Consider the following 20,921-nt stretch of genomic DNA (forward strand, 5'->3'; position numbering starts at 1 on the left):
GACTGGCAATTAGCCGATAGGGTTACAAAAATAACGAATAGGTGACTTTCGAGTATAGACTGCAGTTAATCGAAAGTTACAGCGCGGGATCAGCTACTTCGCCTTCGTCTTCTTCGTCTTGGTCTTCAGACAATACTGCCCATACGTCGTGTTCGTTAGCGTGAATAACTTCAGCCCAAACACGATCGCCAGGTTTTACGTCATAAACGCCGTTTAAATGAACCAGACCATCAACTTCCGGTGCGTCTGCATAGGTACGGCCGACGGCACCTTCCGCATCAACGCTGTCGATAACAACTTGATATTCGTTACCGATTCTCGCTTGAAGTCGCGCTGCGCTTATTTCGCCCTGTACTTCCATAAACCGTGCAAGGCGAGCTTGTTTCACTTCTTCTGGCACTGGGTCGGGGAGGTCATTTGCTCTTGCACCTTCAACAGGGGAATAGGCGAATGCACCAACACGATCAAGCTGCGCTTCGCGAAGGAAGTCCAATAACTCTTCAAACTCTTCTTCCGTTTCGCCCGGAAAGCCGACGATGAATGTCGAACGAATGACTAATGATGGGCACTGTTCGCGCCACTTTTTAACGCGCTCTAATACGCGCTCAGCACTACCTGGGCGTTTCATTAACTTAAGAATACGTTTGTTGGCGTGTTGAAACGGAATATCCAAATAAGGAAGGATTTTACCTTCGTTCATTAGTGGAATTAGGTCATCCACATGCGGGTAAGGGTACACGTAATGTAAACGGACCCAAATGCCCATTTCGCCCAGCTTTTCACACAACTGTTGCATGTGTGCTTTAACCGGCATGCCGTTCCAAAAGCCCGTTCTGTGCTTAACATCAACACCATAGGCGCTAGTGTCTTGTGAAATAACCAATAGCTCTTTAACACCAGCGTCTTTCAAACGCCTAGCTTCATCGAGTACGTTACCCACTGGGCGGCTGACAAGGTCGCCACGCATAGAAGGAATGATACAGAACGTGCAACGGTGGTTACAGCCTTCTGAAATCTTTAAATAAGCATAATGACGAGGCGTTAATTTTACACCATGGTCAGGGATGAGATCTTCAAACGGATTGTGCTGGGGTTTTGGAAGATGATCGTGTACTTGCTCAACTACCGTTTCGTAGGCATGAGGCCCCGTGATAGCCAGTACATTTGGATGAAGCTCTCTAATTTCGTCTTCTTTAACACCTAAACACCCGGTAACGATAACTTTGCCGTTTTCTTTAAGTGCTTCGCCTATAGTGTCTAATGACTCTTCTACCGCCGCGTCAATGAATCCACAGGTGTTAACGATAACCAAGTCGGCATCGTTGTAGGTAGGGACTACGTCATAACCTTCGGTGCGAAGTTGAGTAAGAATACGCTCTGAATCAACTAAGTTCTTAGGGCAACCTAAGCTAACAAAACCAATTCTGCTTCCATTGCTTTGTTGCGAAGGTTTGTTGTCACTTAATACCTTCACTGGCGTTTCTAGCGTGGTGGTTTTATTTACTACTTTGTTTGGATTAAACGTTTCTACTGTCATCTAAAATATCACCTGGGAAATGACTGAGCTTAAAATGGCCGCGGATTATACAGGAAAACACGCTTGTACGCAGTATATATAATTAGCGACCAAGATATAAATTATTGACGCATGGTCACAATACAGCCGTAATTTAGGCACTAAACGTGAAAACAAGTTTAAACGGCCACGGGTTTCATTGTAAAAGCGGCACGAACAAGGTTTAAAAATACCTTACTCACCCCCACATTTATCACTTCTTAAAAGTAAACATTATCAGAGTTGAATGCGCTTTAGGGTTCAAATTAATAAAATAGAAGTGAATGCATGCTTAAATTACCGCTAACTTTTTATGATGAGTCAGGGCGAATTCTACCTCCCCGTTGGCTTTACAGCGTGTTTATACTTCTATGCATTGACTGGCTCGCGTTCGTCTTTTCTCTGGCTTCCCGCACTCTAACTAGTGAGTTACTTACGTTCTTTTACCCACAAAAAGAAACGTTAGGGTTGGGGTTAGCGGCAAGTTTACCGGTGTTAATTGCGTTATCTTTGGTTAGTCAACGAGATCGCTTATGGAAAAAAGGCTTTTTAGCATGGCGCCGATGGGTTATTCCGCTGGCTCAATTGGGGGTGTTGGCATTGTTAAGTGTTCAGCTTTACTACGCTATGCATCATCACTGGGGGTTTGAAACTATTACGGGTGTAAAAATCGTTTTTTACAGTATAGCCTTGTACGCAATTTCAAAAAGTCGTCATTTAAAGTGGATGGTAGAGGATTGGGAAACACCTAACCCCTGAACCTCATTCTCCAAAAACATCTTTATCGGAAATATATTAAATGCACTCAATTGAACAGTCGTAAAACTGAGTGCAAAATCTGTCAGAACGTTAGAGGCTGCGTAAGTGGTTCCCCAACGCCTGTTCATAGTAGGCAAATACGCTGATTTGACTGTCGTTAACCAGACGTTCATAGCAAATACCCGCTAAGGCATAGGTATTTTCACCAACCTGAAGAAAAACGGCAGGTGCTTTAGGATTTGACTGATCGTAAATCCATTCACCATCTAGCTGCGCTTTTAAAATTTCTCCAACGTAAGCGCCAAAGATATTACAGATGGTGAACACTGCTTCATCTTCTAACGCTAAATCGTGATATTTATCTACGAAACTAAGTAAAATGTCGTCCACCAGTGCTACGCTAGCGGGTGAGTGGTCGAGTACAATATCGAACTCATCAGCTGCTGTTACCACAGCGTCCTTCGCGCAATCTGCCATTAATTTATTGAGTTCATCAGGTGACATGTTGTTCTCCTTCTCACCGATACTTTTGTTATAACAAGCTAACGCTTAAAAAGTCGTTAAGACAAGGTGTTATAAGTTTTTGACTATTGTGCGCAAGTTATCGGCCAAAGTCTATTTTTGTCCAGTTAATCTATTTATTACACTTGCAGCGGCAAACATACCAAAGGTGGCGGTTACCGTGACCACAGCACCAAAGCCGCCTGCACAGTCTAGTCGAGTACCACCTTCCATTGCAGATTTGTTGTAACAAACCGAGCCGTCTGGTTGTGGGTAGCGCAATTGCTCTGTTGAATAGATACACTCAACGCCAAAGCGACGTTTTGGGTTTTTACTAAAATTATAGTTACGTCTAAGCTCACTGCGTAGCTTAGCTGCTAGGGGGTCTTGTGTTGTTTTAGCTAAATCGCCTTTAGTGACTTGAGTTGGGTCTATTTGACCGCCCGCACCGCCAACCGTAACAATGGGAATTTTGTTGCGTTTACAGTGAGCTATCATCGCCGCTTTAGCGCGAATACTGTCAGTGGCATCGACTACAGCGTGCATTTCTTTGGTCAAAAGCGTGGCCGTATTGTCTGGGGTGACAAAATCCTCAATACAGATCACTTTGCAAGCAGGATTTATCAAGTGAATTCTCGATGCAATGGCGTCGACCTTTGCTTCCCCTATGGTATTGGAAAGCGCGTGAATTTGACGATTTGTATTAGTTACGCAAACATCGTCTAAATCAATAAGGGTTATAGTACCAATGCCCGAACGAGCTAGTGCTTCTGCAGTCCAACTTCCCACACCGCCAATGCCGACTACAGCCACATGACTGTTGGCTAAATTATTAGTTTGCTGTGCGCCATATAAACGCACAATACCGCCTAAACGTGGATCATCAGACATGTTTCACTTCACTTAAAAATAAACTAACTCAAAGGCGTGTGTTTACACAAAAACGTGCAAGCACGCTAGCAGGGCGCGCATCATCTCAAAAGTGGACACTAAAGATCAATACACTCCAGTTTTTTCGAATAATAAATCCGATTTTAAGCGACATACGTTCTACCCAATACATGTTTAAATGGATTCATTGTTTAATGAAGTAATAAAAAGGGGCAGGCATATGGGCTTACTCGTTGATGGAAAATGGCAAGACAAGTGGTACGACACCAGCAAAAATGGTGGGAAATTTGAGCGCCAAGCATCTAAATTTCGTGACAAAGTTAGTAATGAAGATGGTTCCACGTTTCCCGCTGAATCTGGTCGCTATCATCTTTATGTCTCGTTAGCTTGTCCTTGGGCCCACAGAGCGCTCATATTTAGAAAGTTAAAGGGATTGGAGGCGCATATTGATGTTTCGGTGGTACACCCTGAGATGCTTGATCAAGGCTGGGAGTTTAAAGATTACCCAGGATCAACGGGAGATAAGCTTTATAACTTCGATTATGCGCATCAAATTTATACTAAGGCAGAACCTGAGATAACCACCCGTGTCACTGTTCCAATCCTTTGGGATAAACGAACAGAAACTATCGTTAATAATGAATCAGCTGAAATTATTCGTATTTTTAACAGTGGGTTTAATTCACTGACTAATAATGAAGACGATTATTATCCTAACGCCCAACGTGAAGAAATTGATGCCATCAACAATATGGTGTATCACGACATAAATAATGGCGTGTATAAAGCTGGATTTGCTACAACGCAAGAGGCCTATGAAGAGGCAGTAACTGCATTGTTCTGCGCGTTAGATAGGGTTGAAGAAAGGTTGAGTAAACAACGTTATTTGGTTGGCAGCAAAATAACAGAAGCTGACTGGCGCTTATTTACCACACTGATACGCTTCGACGCTGTGTATCACGGGCACTTTAAATGCAATAAAAAACAAATTGCAGACTATCCAAATATTTACGGCTATATGAAAGAACTTTATCAAGTTCCGGGTGTTGCTGAAACGGTAAACTTCGACCATATCAAAAGGCACTATTACTACAGCCATACTATGATAAATCCAACCCAGGTAATCCCCGTTGGGCCAGAGCAAGATCTTATGTCGCCTCACGGTCGCGATAAAATGGGACGTTGAAGCACCCAAGGTCGGTAATACAAAAAGCTAAACGTGAAGCTCGTAAAAAGATAGTGAAGGTTAAGATTTAAGGTAGATACACATTATGTCAGTGGAAGTGAGTGAACAAAAATCGATAGAGAAAGTGGTTACAGGTATGCCAACAAGTGATGGCGCGGGGGTGTCACTTACACGTATTATCGGACAACCTGATCTACCTCGCCTCGATCCCTTTTTAATGTTGGATTTTTTTGGTTCAGATAATCCAGGTGAATACATTGCTGGTTTTCCACCACATCCTCACCGTGGTTTTCAGACAGTTACTTATATGCTTGCAGGAAAAATGCGCCATAAAGACTCTGTAGGCAATGAGGGGGTTATTGATGCTGGTGGCATTCAATGGATGAATGCGGGTCGAGGCATAATACATGAAGAAATGCCAGAGCAGGAGGAGGGCTTGTTACAAGGCTTTCAGCTGTGGGTGAATCTTCCGGCCGTAGAGAAAATGTCAGCGCCTAACTATCAAGACATACAGCCAGATAGTGTGCCTACAGTACACATTCAAGATGCAGTAATCAAAGTGTTAGCAGGTGAAATTGACGGTGTGAAAGGGCCTGTGAAGACAACGGCGGTTGCTCCTACTTTTTTAGACGTTGCACTACGAAGCGGGAGTTCGGAAATTGCACTGGGTTCGGATGAAGCTGCCTTTATTTATGTGTACGAGGGAAGCGTGGTCATTAATAGCGGCGAACTTAGCAAAGAAACAATTGTGTCGCAGGGAGAGCTGGGTGTTTTGTCACAAAGTGGCAAGCAGTTATCTGTATCCGCTGATACAGGTTGTAAGTTTATAGTGGTCTCAGGTAAACCTATTAAAGAGCCTGTTGTCCAATATGGGCCTTTTGTAATGAACACTCAGCAGGAAATTGTTCAGGCATTTAACGATTACCAAAGCGGTTCATTAGTAAAGTAGATACAAGGTTTGCCTGATTTGATTCGACGATGGGTAATTATCTATGCGGACTGGTAGTAGACTGGGCTTTTAGTCAATACCTCTTCATTAGGTTCAGCAAGGAGCTGCACTGCCAATGCATTTTGAAAGCGTCGCCGAAAAACACGTGCTATCACTTTTAGAATTTGAGCGTAGTAACAAAGCCTATTTTGAATCGTCTATAGCACCAAGAGAGGCAGCGTTCTATTCATTGGATGGCGTTGGCTACCACATTAGCGAATTGCTTTACTTACAACAGCAGAAAAGAGCTTGGGGTTTTGTGCTTGTTGATGAGCAACGAAATAACCAGATTGTAGCGCGTGCTAACATCAAAAATAGAGCAGGCGACAAGGCGGAAATCGGCTATCGAGTTGCAGAGAAAGATTGTGGAAAAGGCATTGCTTCTCACTGCGTCTCATTTTTAATTGAGGAGGCCAAAAGCATGGGCATAAAATTGCTCACTGCAGAGGTCATGGACAACAATGCCGCTTCTGAAAAAGTCCTTATCAAGAATGGTTTTAGTCCAAAGCTGTGCTTTCGCCGAAAGTATCGTCATCAAGGCGCTTTCCATAACAGTATCTACTTCGAACTCGCGCTTTAATTTCATCGATTGAAAACAGCGTGAGTAAAACGTTGCGCTGTTTAAATTGAATTAGTAATTCACTCCCTCTAATGATTTAATATCGGTATGTCTAATCTCTTTTACGACAATAAGAAAGGGGCGTATGCGCTTTTTTGTTGTAAAAAGCGATAATGTAATCATAAATAGTTAAAACACAGGGAATTTCGATCCAAATGGCAACCCCAATTACCTGCTTTAAAGCGTACGATATTCGTGGCGAATTGAACTCACAACTGACTGAAGATGTAGCGTATCGAATTGGCTATGCTTTTGCGCAAGAATTAAACGCGAAAACTGTTGTTGTTGGTAGTGATGTGCGTCTTACGTCAACACCATTGAAATTAGCGTTAAGCGCGGGTCTAATCGATGCTGGTGCAACAGTGACCGATATTGGCATGGCAGGAACAGAAGAAATTTACTTCGCTACCAAACACCTTGGCGTTGATGGTGGTATTGAAGTAACGGCAAGTCATAACCCCATTAATTACAACGGTATGAAACTGGTGAAGTCAGGCTCTGTTCCAATTAGTGGCGACACAGGCCTAAACGCGATAAAAGAGAAAGCGGAAGCACTAGAAGATAGCTTCGTGTCAGAGCGATTAGCACACTACACTGAGGGTGCGTCGATTGATGCTGATGCGTTTTTTAACGGTACGGCCCATGTAAAAGAAGACAAGCTTTCTGAAACCGATAAATATGCGGTTAAATCGTGTATGTCTGACTATGTTTCTCACATGCTTTCTTACGTTAATTTGAACAATTTTACGCCGTTAAAAGTGGTGGTTAATGCAGGTAATGGTGCCGCAGGCCCCGCGCTAGACGCTATTGAAAAAGAAATGAAAGTGCAGGGTGTTCCGATAGAGTTTGTTAAAGTACATCACAATGCTGATGGTACATTTCCAAACGGCATCCCCAATCCATTGTTACCTGAAAACCGTGCTGACACGGCTGACGCTGTTAAAGCGTCGGGAGCTGATTTTGGCATTGCATGGGATGGTGATTTCGACCGTTGCTTCTTGTTTGACGCTGATGGTGAATTTATTGAAGGGTATTATATCGTTGGCTTGCTTGCTGAAGCCTTTATCGAGAAAAACACCGACAGTAAAATCATTTATGACCCTCGCGTATACTGGAATACAGAAGATATCGTAGCGAATGCAGGTGGTACACCTATTAAGTCGAAAACCGGCCATGCGTTTATTAAGGAGCGTATGCGCAAAGAAGATGCGGTCTATGGCGGTGAAATGAGTGCGCACCATTACTTTAGAGATTTTGCCTACTGTGATTCAGGCATGATCCCTTGGTTGTTAATTGCCGAATTGGTGTGTGTGAAAAAGCAAACACTAGCGAGTATGGTAAAAGCGCGAATTGAAGCGTTTCCATCTTCTGGTGAAATTAACAGTAAACTAAAAGATGCTGACGCAGCGCTGGAACGTGTTACAAGTAAATATCAGCCACTAGCCAGCGTAATCGATACTACTGATGGTTTGGGTCTGGAGTTTGGCACATGGCGCTTTAATTTACGTAAATCGAATACTGAGCCAGTTATTCGTTTAAACGTTGAAAGTAAAGGCGACATAGCGTTGATGGAACAAAAAACCGAAGAGCTACTTTCGCTCATTCGCGCTGAATAACCACGGTACTTTTCGTTAATAACGCTAGAACGAAGGCGATAATATAGTGATATTATCGCCTTTTTTGTTTTCGAGATTTATACCTGTTAAATCATTGTTTATCAATTGCTTATAAGGGTTATGCGTAACCGGTTTGATTGAGTTAGACATTCGCTTAAGCACCGCAGGCTTCTGCCTCTATTACTTTTTTTGCAATTAACTAATGTCATGCCTTTAACGCTAAGCTGTTAGTAGTAACGTTATACGAGCAAGTAAATCATCCAGGCGTGACAGATAACAACGACACTTGTTAATCCCATCCGCAAGCTTATGTAACTTACAATCTGCTCTTTAGGAAGACTAAGGATAAACTTGTCGTAAATAAGTACGGCGACGTAGCTTAGCGATAGAACGCCAAACACCTTCACGTCGTGAGAGAACACTAAACACAACCACCCAATTATGGTCGGCAACATAGCGACTAACATTTGCTTGTCGTAACGTTGATTACTTATCGCGTCCCACCAATGGATACCTCCAAAGAAAGACAATAGCACGGCTGAGTATTGGACAAAGTAAACGGCGCTTTGTGTAAGCGATAACAGGTTAAGCTGATAAGCCAGTGGCATAGCCACAAAAGGAATGAGACCGGCAATACCTAGAAAAACCGCTGAATAGGGCATTGTTGTTCCTTGAAGTAATCTTGTATAAACAAAAATAGCGCCTTAAAGGCGCTATTTTTACTATTAAGCGTAATACTTAGTTCAGTATTTACTAATTTACTACTTAATTGGCGTGTACTTACGCTGGTTATGACCAGTGTAAAGCTGACGAGGACGACCAATTTTTTGTTTAGGGTCGCTCATCATTTCATGCCAGTGTGAAATCCAACCTACTGTACGAGACAGGGCAAAAATACACGTAAACATGTTAGTTGGAATACCAATCGCTTTAAGTACGATACCAGAATAGAAGTCTACGTTCGGGAACAGTTTCTTCTCTGCAAAGTACGGGTCACTCAATGCAATTTTTTCAAGCTCCATTGCTACTTCTAGTAGTGGATCTTTAACATTAAGTTCGCTTAGTACTTCGTGACAACTTTCACGCATTACCGTTGCACGTGGATCGTGGTTCTTATAAACACGGTGACCGAAGCCCATAAGACGGAATGGGTCATTCTTGTCTTTAGCGCGTGCAATAAACTCAGGAATACGATCAACTGTGCCAATTTCTTCTAGCATGTTCAGACATGCTTCGTTTGCACCACCATGAGCAGGACCCCAAAGTGAAGCAACACCAGCAGAAATACATGCATATGGGTTCGCACCAGAAGAACCGGCAAGACGAACGGTAGACGTTGAAGCATTCTGTTCGTGGTCTGCGTGAAGCGTAAAGATACGGTCCATCGCGCGCTCAACAGCTGGACTGATTTGATATTCTTCTGCTGGTACAGAGAACATCATGTTCAGGAAGTTAGCTGCATAGCTTAAGTCGTTTCGTGGATAAACAAACGGCTGACCTACATTGTACTTGTAGCACATAGCAACAAGAGTAGGCATTTTAGCAATTAGACGGTGCGCGCTGCGAATGCGCTGTTCTTCATTAGAAACGTCTAAATCGCTGTGGTAGAACGAAGACATCGCGCCAACGGTACCACATAGCATTGCCATAGGGTGGGCGTCGTTGCGGAAACCGTGGAAGAACATGTTAATTTGTTCATGTACCATGGTGTGACGAGTAATTGTCTCTTTAAATTCTTCGTACTGTTCTTTTGTTGGTGCATCACCGTGAAGAAGCATGTGACAAACTTCTAAGTAGTCTGCATCACGCGCTAGTTCTTCGATAGGGAAACCGCGGTGTAATAATACACCTTGAGCGCCATCAATGTAGGTAATTGAAGACTCGCAAGATCCTGTCGCCATAAAACCTGGGTCGTACGTGAAATAACCGTGCTGGCCTAACGTACGGACATCGATTACATCTTGTCCTTCGGTGCCAGACAAGATAGGAAGCTCGATTTCCTTACCGCCGGCTTTAAGAATGGCTTTCTGATCTGCCATAAAATGCTCTCCTCAGAATGGTTCTGTTTGCAGCGAAAACGGACGAAAATATCCGCTTCGTTGGGAAAAGTGGGCGTATTTGTACTTTATTATGCACCAACAAGTCAATTTAATTGCATATTTGCACAATAAATATTCCGAATTGCTTAAAAAAATACTAGCAATCAGATAACGATTAATTAACTCGTTGGGATTTCACTTTGCCCGATACGGTGCAATTATCAATGGCTTTTCGATAAAGGTAAACCACCGAACGATAAATATATTAACAGGTTAGTTTAAAAAGTAACCTTTTGATGAAGAATAAATACGCATACAGATTAAAAGTGCTTAATTTCTCGTTGTTATGCATAGTTATTCCATTTAGCTGCTGGTAAACTTCTTAACACTGTAATTGCGCTCGTTTAAACGTGTTGCGCTCAATTTTGATCTCTTTTTATTCAAAATAATTATCATAAAAGTGTATATAGCGACTAAAGTCTTACTACGGCACAAAAAATTGTAATTATATACTACGCTGGATATACTCAGCGGTGCTTTGGAAATGGAATAATTATTCTGTTACAGGCATTAAAGAATAATTCACAAATTGTTAACAACTCAATGGATGAGGCAATTAACAGGTTAAAAATCGAATTCACTTACTCAGGACATAATAAAGGTAAGAAATTCATTATCCCCTACGGATTAAACAGGCATACATTGTGAAAAAGCAAAGACCAGTAAATTTAGAACTCAATACTATTAAATTTCCGCCCTCTGCTATTTCGTCAATTCTCCACCGTGTAACCGGTGTTGCAATGTTCTTCGCGCTACTTTTTGTTATCTGGGCATGGGCAGTTTCTGTTCATTCGCCTGAAGGTTTCGCGGACGTACAAGCAATCATGGACGGTTTCTTTGGAAAATTTGTCGCAATTGGCACAGCTTCAGCGCTGACATATCACATTCTAGGCGGCCTAAGACACGTTGTTATGGATTTAGGTCACTGGGAAGAATTAGAGTCGGGTAACACAAGTGCAAAAGCTGTAATCGCACTTTGGGTTGTACTGACCGTAGTATTGGGAGTTGCATTATGGTAACCAACCAAGCAAGCATTAAGCGTGACGGCGTACAAGACTACGTTTCACTTCGCGCTACAGCAGCAATTATTTTCGCGTACTCGGTTTTCATGGCGTGGTTCTTTATTACCACCGATAACCTAACGTTTATCGAATGGCGAGGGTTGTTCTCTGGCCTGGCTATGAAAGTTTTCACATTGGCAGCACTAGTAGCAGTGATGATCCACGTGCGCATCGGCCTTTGGCAGGTGCTTACAGACTATGTTAAATCAGCAGGTCTGCGCGCAGGACTACAATATATCTTAAATATCATCGCATTCGGCTATGTAGCTGTTGGCCTATTCGTATTGTGGGGAGTGTAAAATGAGTTTACCCGTTCACGAGTTTGATGCAGTAGTAATTGGTGCTGGCGGTGCAGGTATGCGCGCAGCACTACAGATTTCGCAGTCTGGTAAATCATGTGCACTGTTATCAAAAGTATTTCCAACCCGTTCTCATACTGTGTCTGCTCAAGGTGGTATTACTGTAGCACTTGGTAATTCACACGAAGACAATTGGGAATGGCACATGTATGACACCGTTAAGGGTTCTGATTATATTGGTGACCAAGACGCTATCGAATACATGTGTAAAACTGGTCCAGAAGCAATTATCGAAATGGAAAATATGGGTCTACCATTTTCTCGTTTCGAAAACGGTAAAATCTACCAGCGTCCTTTTGGCGGTCAGTCTAAGAACTTTGGTGGCGAGCAGGGCGCTCGTACAGCAGCTGCAGCTGACCGTACTGGTCACGCGCTTCTACACCTTCTTTACCAGCAAAACGTAAAGAACAAAACAAAAGTTTTCTCTGAGTGGTATGCACTTGACCTAGTTAAGAACCAAGACGGAGACGTTGTTGGTTGTACCGCGATTGATATCGAATCTGGTGAAGTAGTTTACTTCAAGTCTCGCGCTGTTGTATTAGCAACAGGCGGTGCAGGTCGAATTTACGCATCTACTACAAACGCACACATCAATACCGGTGACGGTGTTGGTATGGCACTTCGTGCAGGCGTTGCAGTTCAAGATATGGAAATGTGGCAGTTCCACCCAACGGGTATCGCTGGCGCAGGAACATTGGTAACGGAAGGTTGTCGTGGTGAAGGTGGTTACCTTCTCAATAAAGACGGCGAACGTTTCATGGAACGTTATGCACCTAACGCGAAAGATCTTGCTGGTCGTGACGTTGTTGCGCGTTCAATGATGACTGAAATTCGTGAAGGTCGCGGTTGTGAAGGCCCATGGGGTACCCACATTAAGCTTAAGCTTGACCACCTTGGTAAAGACGTTCTTGAGTCTCGTCTACCTGGTATCCTTGAACTTTCACGTACGTTTGCGCACGTTGACCCAGTGAAAGAACCAATTCCAGTAATTCCTACTTGTCACTATATGATGGGTGGTATTCCTACAAATGTTGATGGCCAATGTCTAACGGTTGATGAAAACGGTAACGACAAGGTTGTTAACGGTCTATTTGCATGTGGTGAGATTGCCTGTGTATCTGTACACGGTGCAAACCGTCTTGGCGGTAACTCACTTCTTGACCTTGTTGTATTCGGTCGCGCGACTGGTTTACACCTTGGTAAGACATTGTCTGAAATGGCACCAACACGCGACGCATCAGAGTCTGATCTTGAAGCCTCTATGACGCGTTTCAACCGTTGGGAAAATTCAGAGAAAGGTAAGGGCGAAGACCCAGTACAAATTAAGAAAGACTTGCAGAAATGCATGCAGCTTAACTTCTCAGTATTCCGTGAAGGTGAAGCAATGGCGGAAGGTCTTAAAGAGCTTAGCGAAATTCGCGAGCGTCTTAAGCATGCACGCCTTGACGACAAGAGCGCAGACTTCAATACCCAGCGTATTGAATGTTTAGAGCTTGATAACCTAATGGAAACCGCGTACAGCACAGCAGTAGCAGCGAACTTCAGAACGGAAAGCCGTGGTGCTCACAGCCGCTTCGACTTCCCAGACCGTGATGACGATAACTGGTTATGCCACAGCATCTACGATCCGAACACTGATAAAATGCTTAAACGTGAAGTGAATATGGCGCCTAAGCTTAGGGAAGCATTCCCGCCTAAAGTGCGTTCATATTAAGAGAGGCAACGATCATGCAATTAACTTTTTCGATTTATCGTTACAACCCAGAAGTAGATGCGAAGCCTCGCATGCAAGACTACACTCTAGAAGTAGAGGAAGGTCAGGACATGATGGTGCTAGACGCGCTACTTGCACTTAAAGAACAGGATCCGACGCTTTCTTTCCGTCGCTCTTGCCGTGAAGGTGTGTGTGGTTCAGACGGTGTGAACATGAACGGCAAAAATGGCCTTGCGTGTATCACTCCTTTATCTGCACTGGGCAAAGGTAAAATAGTAGTTCGTCCACTTCCAGGTCTACCTGTTGTACGTGACCTTGTTGTTGATATGACGCAGTTCTACACACAGTACGAAAAGATTAAGCCGTTCTTAATCAACGACAGTAAGCAGCCGCCAGCGCGCGAACACTTACAGTCACCTGAAGAGCGTGCGAAACTTGACGGTCTTTACGAGTGTATTCTATGTGCATGTTGTTCAACGTCATGCCCATCTTTCTGGTGGAATCCTGATAAGTTCATCGGTCCTGCTGGTCTACTTCACGCGTATCGTTTCCTTATCGATAGCCGTGATACGGCAACTGAAGAGCGTCTTAACGACCTTGATGATGCGTTCAGCGTATTCCGCTGTCACGGTATCATGAACTGTGTAAGTGTATGTCCTAAGGGCTTAAACCCTACAAAAGCGATAGGCCAAATTAAGTCTATGCTTTTACAACGGGCTGTTTAGTACTATATTCTGATAACTTCCTAAAGTTACAGATAGTGATGCTCTAAATAGCCATCCCAAAAGGATGGCTATTTTTTTATATATTCGCTGTTATAACACTTGGTTATGCTGAGAATAACCTTATAATACATCTTGATTGTTAACTAGATTTTATAAAACGTAGCAAGGCAAATTAAATGCAAGAAAGCGTGATGAAAGCGTGGTGGGATTCCTCGCACATGGCAGGTGCCAACGCTGCCTATGTTGAAGAGTTGTATGAAACTTATTTAGAAGACCCGCAAAGTGTCTCTGAAAATTGGCGACAAATCTTCGATAACCTCCCCAAAGTCGATGGCGTAGAGTTAGAAACCAATCATACAACAATTAAAAATCAATTTAGGCAACTTGCTGCGTTAGGGCCAACCGCCCGCATGTCTAGTCCGTCTGTGCCTTCTGCAAATGTTTCAGACGACAGGCAAGTTAAAGTTCTTCAGTTAATCAATGCGTTCCGCTTCCGCGGTCATCAGCACGCAAACCTTGACCCGCTAGGTCTATGGAAACAAGAGCGTGTACGCGACTTAGAACTTTCTCACCACAGCCTTTCTGAGCAAGATTTCGATTCAGTATTCAATGTAGGTTCGTATGCCATTGGCAAAGATTCAATGCCATTGGGTGAACTGTTTAAATCGTTAAACCGCACATACTGTGGCTCTATCGGTGCAGAGTACATGCATATTACCGATACTGAACAGAAACGCTGGTTGCAACAAAAAATTGAATCTGTTCAAGCAAAGCCTGAAATTTCTCGCGACGAAAAGCTAGGAATTCTTAAAGGTCTTACTGCGGCTGACGGAATGGAAAAGTACTTGGGTTCTAAATTCCCAGGGGCAAAGCGTTTCTCTCTAGAAGGCGGCGATGCACTTATTCCTATGCTGAAAGGTTTAATCACCAAGGCTGGCACTGCAGGTACCAAAGAAGTGGTTATCGGCATGGCTCACCGTGGTCGTTTGAACGTGCTAGTTAACGTATTGGGTAAAAACCCATCGGTGCTGTTTGATGAATTTTCAGGTAAGCACGACGACTCACTAGGCGCGGGTGACGTGAAATACCACGCAGGTTTCTCGTCTGACTTCGCGACTCCAGGCGGCAATGTTCACTTAGCACTAGCGTTTAACCCGTCTCACCTTGAGATTGTAAACCCTGTAGTTATGGGGTCTGTACGTGCACGTCTTGCGCGTCGCAATGATGACACGAATACAGTACTGCCTATCACTATTCACGGTGACTCGGCAATTGCTGGTCAGGGTGTAGTACAAGAAACCTTCAACATGTCGCAAACTCGCGGCTTTGCTGTAGGTGGTACGGTTCGTATTGTGGTAAATAACCAAGTTGGTTTCACCACATCGAAGACTGAAGATACCCGTTCAACGCAATATTGTACTGACATCGCGAAGATGGTACAGGCACCGATTTTCCATGTGAACTCAGACGATCCAGAAGCGGTTGCCTTTGTTACGCAGCTTGCGCTTGAATACCGCAATAAGTTTAAGAAAGACGTTGTAATTGATTTAGTTTGTTACCGTCGTCATGGTCACAACGAAGCGGATGAGCCAAACGCCACGCAGCCGTTGATGTACCAAAAAATTAAGAAGCACCCGGTTCCACGTGTTCTTTATGCTGACCAGTTAATAGCTGAAGGTGTGATTGAACAACGTGACGCAGACCGCTATCTTGAAGAATATCGTGAAGCGCTCGACCACGGCGCGTGCGTTGTTGAAGAGTGGCGTCCAATGACAGAGCACAGCGTTGACTGGTCTCCATATCTTGGTCACGACTGGGATACGCCTTACGATGGTTCGCTTTCAGTTGAGAAGCTCAAAGAGCTAGGTGAGTCAATCACTACTATTCCTGAAGAGCACAAGCTTCAGTCTCGCGTAAACAAGCTTTACCAAGACCGTAAAGCGATGGTTGCTGGCGAGAAAATGCTTGATTGGGGCATGGCTGAAAACTTGGCCTATGCAACTATCGTTGATGCCGGCGAAGATATTCGTATTACCGGTCAGGATTCAGGCCGTGGTACTTTCTTCCACCGTCACGCGGTATTGCACAATCAAAAAGATGCGTCGACATATATGCCACTACAGCATATTCGTGAAGGACAGGGCGAGATCGAAATTTACGACTCTGTGCTTTCAGAAGAAGCGGTTATGGCATTTGAGTATGGTTATGCGACAGCGGAGCCTACGTGTCTGACTATTTGGGAAGCCCAGTTTGGTGACTTCGCTAACGGCGCTCAGGTTGTATTTGATCAGTTCTTGAGCTCAGGTGAAGCGAAGTGGGGCCGTTTGTGTGGCCTAACCGTTTTACTTCCACATGGTTATGAAGGCCAAGGCCCAGAGCATAGTTCTGCGCGTCTTGAGCGATTCTTGCAAATGTGTGCTGACCACAACTGGCAAGTGTGTGTACCTTCAACACCCGCTCAGGTTTACAACATGCTTAGACGCCAAGTGGTTCGTCCAATGCGTAAACCACTTATCGTGATGTCACCTAAGTCACTATTACGTCATCCAATGGCTGTATCTTCGTTAGAGGAACTTGCAGAAGGCAAATTCCATAACGTAATTGGCGAAATTGATGATATCGATCCGAAGAATGTGAAGCGTGTTGTTATGTGTTCAGGCAAGGTTTACTACGATTTGTTAGACCAGCGCCGTAAAAATGAGCAAACAGACGTCGCAATCATCCGTTTAGAGCAACTTTATCCATTCCCACAAGAAGAATGCGCTAAAGTTGTGGCACAATACAGCCACGTAAAAGATTGGGTTTGGTGTCAAGAAGAGCCTCAAAACCAAGGCGCTTGGTACTGTAGCCAACACCATTTCTGGCAAGCAATTCCAGATGGTGCAAAATTAACATATGCAGGCCGTGATGCATCCTCGTCACCTGCAGTAGGTTATGTATCCGTTCACAACCAGCAACAGAAAGCTCTGGTTGAAAACGCACTCACAATTAAATAAGGAACAGTAATGACAATTGAGATAAAAGTTCCGGTTCTACCTGAGTCAGTTGCCGATGCCACCATTGCAACCTGGCACGTAAAGGCCGGTGACGCAGTTAAACGAGACCAGAACCTGGTTGATATTGAAACTGATAAAGTGGTTTTAGAAGTTGTGGCGCCAGCGGACGGTACAATTGGTGAGATCCTAAACGAAGAGGGTGCAACTGTTTTAGGCGAGCAAGTTATTGCTAAACTAGAAAAGGGTGGTGCTGCTGCACCAGCTGAAGCTAAAACTGAAAGCAAAGCGAAAGACGATTCTAAATCAGATGCGGCTCCAGCGGCTTCTGGAAAAACATCTGATGTTAAAGTACCAGTACTTCCTGAATCTGTAGCTGACGCCACAATCGCAACGTGGCACGTAGCTGTAGGTGAAGCAGTTTCTCGCGACCAAAATTTGGTTGATATCGAAACTGATAAAGTAGTACTAGAAGTTGTTGCTCCTGCAGATGGTTCACTTAGTGAAATCATTGCAGAAGAAGGCGCTACGGTTACTGCTGAAGAAGTTATTGCTAAGTTTGTTGAAGGCGCAGCGAGCGGTGCTTCTGCACCAGCGGCATCTGCAGAATCAGACGATAGTGAAGACAGCAGCGATGCACTAAGCCCGTCTGTTCGTCGTTTACTTGCTGAGAAAGGCGTAGATGCAGCAAAAGTGAAAGGCACTGGCAAAAATGGCCGTATCACTAAAGAAGACGTAGAGAAGTACCTTAAAGGCGGCGACAGCTCAGCGAAGGCAGCGCCTGCTGCGTCTGAGTCTGTTTCAGCTGACTTACCAACGGGTAATCGTACCGAGAAGCGTGTTCCTATGACGCGTCTTCGCAAGACAATTGCTAACCGTCTTCTTGAAGCGAAGAACTCTACGGCAATGCTAACAACGTTTAATGAAGTAAACATGAAGCCAATCATGGATCTTCGTAAGCAGTACCAAGACAGCTTTGAGAAGCGTCACGGTATTCGCCTTGGTTTCATGTCTTTCTACGTGAAAGCGGTAACCGAAGCCCTCAAGCGTTTCCCTGAAGTTAACGCGTCTATCGACGGTGATGACATTGTTTATCACAACTACTTCGATGTATCGATTGCTGTTTCTACACCACGTGGCCTTGTAACACCAGTACTTAAAGATACTGACACACTAGGCATGGCAGGTGTTGAAAAAGGAATTAAGGAACTAGCACTTAAAGGCCGTGACGGTAAGCTGTCATTGGCTGAACTACAAGGTGGTAATTTCACAATCACCAACGGTGGTGTGTTTGGTTCACTAATGTCTACACCAATCATTAACCCGCCACAGAGCGCTATTTTGGGTATGCATAAAATCCAAGATCGTCCAATGGCTGTTAATGGCAAAGTAGAAATTCTACCAATGATGTACCTAGCGCTTTCTTATGACCACCGTATTATCGATGGTAAAGAATCAGTAGGTTTCTTGGTAACCGTTAAAGAGATGCTAGAAGATCCAACACGTCTACTTCTAGACGTATAAGACTTTCGTCTCACGGAATTGTGGTTAGGCGTTTAGCTTGTGTATGCTTGCTTTGCGCCTAACGCAACGCTGATATTTGCCCTATAATATCAGTCAAACTAATCAAGTCGCATTTGCGGCTTTTGTCTTACTAAAAATCGGATAGAAACACCATGAATTTGCATGAATACCAAGGTAAGCAGCTATTCAAAGAATACGGTTTGCCTGTTTCTGAAGGATACGCAGCAGACACTGCTCAAGGTGCTGTAGAAGCCGCTGACCGAATTGGCGGAAACGAGTGGGTAGTTAAGTGTCAGGTACACGCGGGCGGTCGCGGTAAAGCTGGCGGTGTAAAGCTAGTTAAAAACAAAGACGACATTCGCGCTTTCGCTGAAAACTGGCTTGGCAAAAATTTGGTGACTTTCCAGACTGACGAAAACGGTCAGCCTGTGAGCAAAATCCTAGTTGAATCTTGCACAGATATCGCTAACGAGCTTTACCTTGGTGCAGTAGTTGACCGTACAACCCGTCGCGTTGTATTCATGGCATCTACTGAAGGTGGCGTTGAGATTGAAACTGTTGCAGAAGAAACTCCAGAGAAAATCCTTAAAGCTGAAATCGACCCAATTGTAGGTCCTCAGCCTTATCAAGCGCGCGAAATGGCGTTTGCTCTAGGTCTTTCTGGCGTACAAATCAAGCAATTCACTCAAATCTTCCTTGGCCTAGCTAAGATGTTTGAAGAGCTTGACGTTGCGCTTATCGAAATCAACCCGCTAGTTATCAAAACTGACGGTAACCTACACTGCCTAGACGCGAAAGTAGGTATCGATGGTAACGCGCTATATCGTCAGCCTAAGTTGAAAGATATGCAAGATCCTTCACAAGAAGATGCGCGTGAAGCTCATGCTGCTCAGTGGGAACTAAACTATGTTGCGCTAGACGGTAATGTAGGTTGTATGGTTAACGGTGCAGGCCTAGCAATGGGTACTATGGACATCGTAAACCTACACGGTGGCAAGCCAGCTAACTTCCTAGACGTTGGTGGCGGCGCAACTAAAGAGCGTGTAGCTGAAGCATTCAAAATCATCCTTTCTGATGACAATGTTAAAGCGGTATTGGTTAACATCTTCGGTGGTATCGTTCGCTGTGACATGATTGCAGAAGGTATCATTGGTGCGGTTAAAGAAGTTGGCGTAGAAGTACCTGTAGTTGTACGTCTTGAAGGTACCAATGCAGAGCTTGGCCGTGAAGTTCTAGCGAACTCTGGTCTAGATATCATTGCTGCTGAATCGCTAACTGATGCAGCGCAGAAAGTTGTTGCTGCAGCGGAGGGCAAATAATGTCTGTATTAATTAATAAAGATACTAAAGTAATTTGTCAGGGTTTCACTGGCGGTCAGGGTACTTTCCACTCTGAGCAAGCAATTGCTTACGGTACGCAAATGGTTGGTGGTGTAACACCAGGTAAAGGCGGTACTGAGCACCTAGGTCTTCCAGTATTCAATACTGTACGTGAAGCGGTAGAAGCAACTGGCGCAACTGCAACAGTTATCTATGTACCAGCACCTTTCTGTAAAGATTCAATTGTTGAAGCTGCAGATGCGGGTATCGAGCTAATCGTATGTATCACTGAAGGTATCCCAACGCTAGATATGCTTTACGTTAAAGAATACGTAGAAGCGAAAGGCGTTCGCATGATCGGTCCAAACTGCCCAGGTGTAATCACTCCTGGAGAGTGTAAAATTGGTATCATGCCTGGTCACATCCACAAGCCTGGTAAAGTAGGTATTGTTTCTCGCTCTGGTACACTTACGTACGAAGCGGTTAAGCAAACCACTGACGAAGGTTTTGGCCAGTCTACTTGTGTTGGTATCGGTGGCGACCCAATTCCTGGTTCAAACTTCATCGACATCCTTCAGATGTTCCAAGACGATCCACAAACTGAAGCTATCGTAATGATCGGTGAGATCGGTGGTACAGCTGAAGAAGAAGCAGCAGCGTTCATTAAAGCTAATGTAACCAAGCCTGTTGTTTCTTACATTGCTGGTGTTACTGCTCCTCCAGGTAAGCGTATGGGTCACGCTGGTGCAATCATCGCAGGCGGTAAAGGTACTGCTGATGAGAAATTCAAAGCACTAGAAGACGCTGGCGTTAAAACTGTACGTTCACTTGCTGAAATCGGCAAGGCGCTTCGCGAGACTACAGGTTGGTAAGCTAACGCTTAACAATTTTGTGATAAAAGCCCGCTTTAAGCGGGCTTTTTTGTTTGCCCAGCGAAGCTGGCAAACCCGTCAGGTTGAAAGAAACCTGAATCACCCTGACTGAGGGGAAGATAATCCGAATGGCAAGGGCG

Annotated in this window: 18 protein-coding genes; 13 read left to right on the forward strand and 5 right to left on the reverse strand. The window is 44.2% G+C overall.

Features of this window, described 5'->3' with window-relative positions; all coding sequences use genetic code 11:
- Window positions 1-76: 76 nt before the first annotated feature.
- Window positions 77-1,537 (reverse strand): 30S ribosomal protein S12 methylthiotransferase RimO, encoded by a 1,461-nt coding sequence (gene rimO, locus MHN02_RS16410; protein WP_239247393.1) that lies wholly within the window; start codon window positions 1,535-1,537, stop codon window positions 77-79.
- 306 nt (window positions 1,538-1,843) lie between these two features.
- Here rimO and MHN02_RS16415 point away from each other — a divergent pair, with 306 nt between their 5' ends.
- Window positions 1,844-2,314, forward strand: a complete 471-nt coding sequence (locus MHN02_RS16415; RefSeq protein WP_239247394.1) for a DUF2919 family protein — start codon at window positions 1,844-1,846, stop codon at window positions 2,312-2,314.
- A 90-nt stretch (window positions 2,315-2,404) separates the two neighbouring features.
- Here the strand turns inward: MHN02_RS16415 and MHN02_RS16420 are convergent, their stop codons facing one another.
- Together MHN02_RS16420 and tcdA are read right to left on the reverse strand one after the other, a co-directional pair.
- Window positions 2,405-2,818, reverse strand: a complete 414-nt coding sequence (locus tag MHN02_RS16420; protein ID WP_239247395.1) for a hypothetical protein — start codon at window positions 2,816-2,818, stop codon at window positions 2,405-2,407.
- 111 nt (window positions 2,819-2,929) lie between these two features.
- The gene (gene tcdA / locus MHN02_RS16425; protein WP_239247396.1) at window positions 2,930-3,706 is read right to left on the reverse strand and encodes a tRNA cyclic N6-threonylcarbamoyladenosine(37) synthase TcdA; all 777 of its coding nucleotides are present in this window, start codon (window positions 3,704-3,706) and stop codon (window positions 2,930-2,932) included.
- A 220-nt stretch (window positions 3,707-3,926) separates the two neighbouring features.
- Here tcdA and MHN02_RS16430 point away from each other — a divergent pair, with 220 nt between their 5' ends.
- From MHN02_RS16430 to MHN02_RS16445, 4 genes are all read left to right on the forward strand, one after another.
- On the forward strand, window positions 3,927-4,892 hold the full coding sequence (locus MHN02_RS16430; RefSeq protein ID WP_239247397.1) for a glutathione S-transferase family protein: 966 nt from the start codon (window positions 3,927-3,929) through the stop codon (window positions 4,890-4,892).
- Window positions 4,893-4,977: 85 nt separating this feature from the next.
- Window positions 4,978-5,841, forward strand: a complete 864-nt coding sequence (locus MHN02_RS16435; RefSeq protein WP_239247398.1) for a pirin family protein — start codon at window positions 4,978-4,980, stop codon at window positions 5,839-5,841.
- 115 nt (window positions 5,842-5,956) lie between these two features.
- The gene (locus MHN02_RS16440) at window positions 5,957-6,460 is read left to right on the forward strand and encodes a GNAT family protein (protein ID WP_239247400.1); all 504 of its coding nucleotides are present in this window, start codon (window positions 5,957-5,959) and stop codon (window positions 6,458-6,460) included.
- A 194-nt stretch (window positions 6,461-6,654) separates the two neighbouring features.
- The gene (locus MHN02_RS16445) at window positions 6,655-8,115 is read left to right on the forward strand and encodes a phosphomannomutase CpsG (RefSeq protein WP_239247402.1); all 1,461 of its coding nucleotides are present in this window, start codon (window positions 6,655-6,657) and stop codon (window positions 8,113-8,115) included.
- Between the two features lie 239 nt (window positions 8,116-8,354).
- Here the strand turns inward: MHN02_RS16445 and MHN02_RS16450 are convergent, their stop codons facing one another.
- Window positions 8,355-8,777 (reverse strand): DUF3429 domain-containing protein, encoded by a 423-nt coding sequence (locus MHN02_RS16450; RefSeq protein WP_014949443.1) that lies wholly within the window; start codon window positions 8,775-8,777, stop codon window positions 8,355-8,357.
- A gap of 99 nt (window positions 8,778-8,876) precedes the next feature.
- Window positions 8,877-10,154, reverse strand: coding sequence for a citrate synthase (locus tag MHN02_RS16455; protein WP_014949444.1), 1,278 nt, complete (start codon window positions 10,152-10,154; stop codon window positions 8,877-8,879).
- Between the two features lie 704 nt (window positions 10,155-10,858).
- Between MHN02_RS16455 and sdhC the strand changes: the two genes are divergently transcribed.
- The 8 genes from sdhC (at window position 10,859) to sucD (ending at window position 20,781) form a co-directional block, all read left to right on the forward strand.
- Window positions 10,859-11,233 carry a succinate dehydrogenase, cytochrome b556 subunit gene (sdhC, locus tag MHN02_RS16460; protein WP_014949445.1) on the forward strand — a complete coding sequence of 125 codons (375 nt, stop codon included), beginning with the start codon at window positions 10,859-10,861 and terminating at the stop codon, window positions 11,231-11,233.
- Entirely contained in the window at window positions 11,227-11,574 is a 348-nt protein-coding gene (gene sdhD, locus MHN02_RS16465) for a succinate dehydrogenase, hydrophobic membrane anchor protein (RefSeq protein ID WP_014949446.1), read from the forward strand. Before sdhC ends, sdhD begins: the two co-directional genes overlap by 7 nt.
- A 1-nt stretch (window position 11,575) precedes the next feature.
- Window positions 11,576-13,348 (forward strand): succinate dehydrogenase flavoprotein subunit, encoded by a 1,773-nt coding sequence (gene sdhA / locus MHN02_RS16470; RefSeq protein WP_014949447.1) that lies wholly within the window; start codon window positions 11,576-11,578, stop codon window positions 13,346-13,348.
- A 14-nt stretch (window positions 13,349-13,362) separates the two neighbouring features.
- A complete protein-coding gene (locus MHN02_RS16475; RefSeq protein WP_012518362.1) occupies window positions 13,363-14,073 on the forward strand; it encodes a succinate dehydrogenase iron-sulfur subunit in 711 nt (236 codons plus the stop codon).
- A gap of 176 nt (window positions 14,074-14,249) precedes the next feature.
- Entirely contained in the window at window positions 14,250-17,069 is a 2,820-nt protein-coding gene (gene sucA, locus MHN02_RS16480) for a 2-oxoglutarate dehydrogenase E1 component (protein ID WP_014949448.1), read from the forward strand.
- Window positions 17,070-17,078: 9 nt separating this feature from the next.
- Entirely contained in the window at window positions 17,079-18,590 is a 1,512-nt protein-coding gene (gene odhB, locus MHN02_RS16485; RefSeq protein ID WP_239247404.1) for a 2-oxoglutarate dehydrogenase complex dihydrolipoyllysine-residue succinyltransferase, read from the forward strand.
- Between the two features lie 152 nt (window positions 18,591-18,742).
- Window positions 18,743-19,909 carry an ADP-forming succinate--CoA ligase subunit beta gene (gene sucC, locus MHN02_RS16490; protein WP_014949450.1) on the forward strand — a complete coding sequence of 389 codons (1,167 nt, stop codon included), beginning with the start codon at window positions 18,743-18,745 and terminating at the stop codon, window positions 19,907-19,909.
- Window positions 19,909-20,781 (forward strand): succinate--CoA ligase subunit alpha, encoded by an 873-nt coding sequence (gene sucD / locus MHN02_RS16495; RefSeq protein ID WP_012518366.1) that lies wholly within the window; start codon window positions 19,909-19,911, stop codon window positions 20,779-20,781. The genes sucC and sucD overlap by 1 nt, the downstream gene beginning before the upstream one ends.
- Window positions 20,782-20,921 lie beyond the last annotated feature (140 nt).

The sequence above is a fragment of the Alteromonas sp. CNT1-28 genome (assembly GCF_022348345.1).
In the GTDB taxonomy this organism is placed as follows: domain Bacteria; phylum Pseudomonadota; class Gammaproteobacteria; order Enterobacterales; family Alteromonadaceae; genus Alteromonas; species Alteromonas macleodii.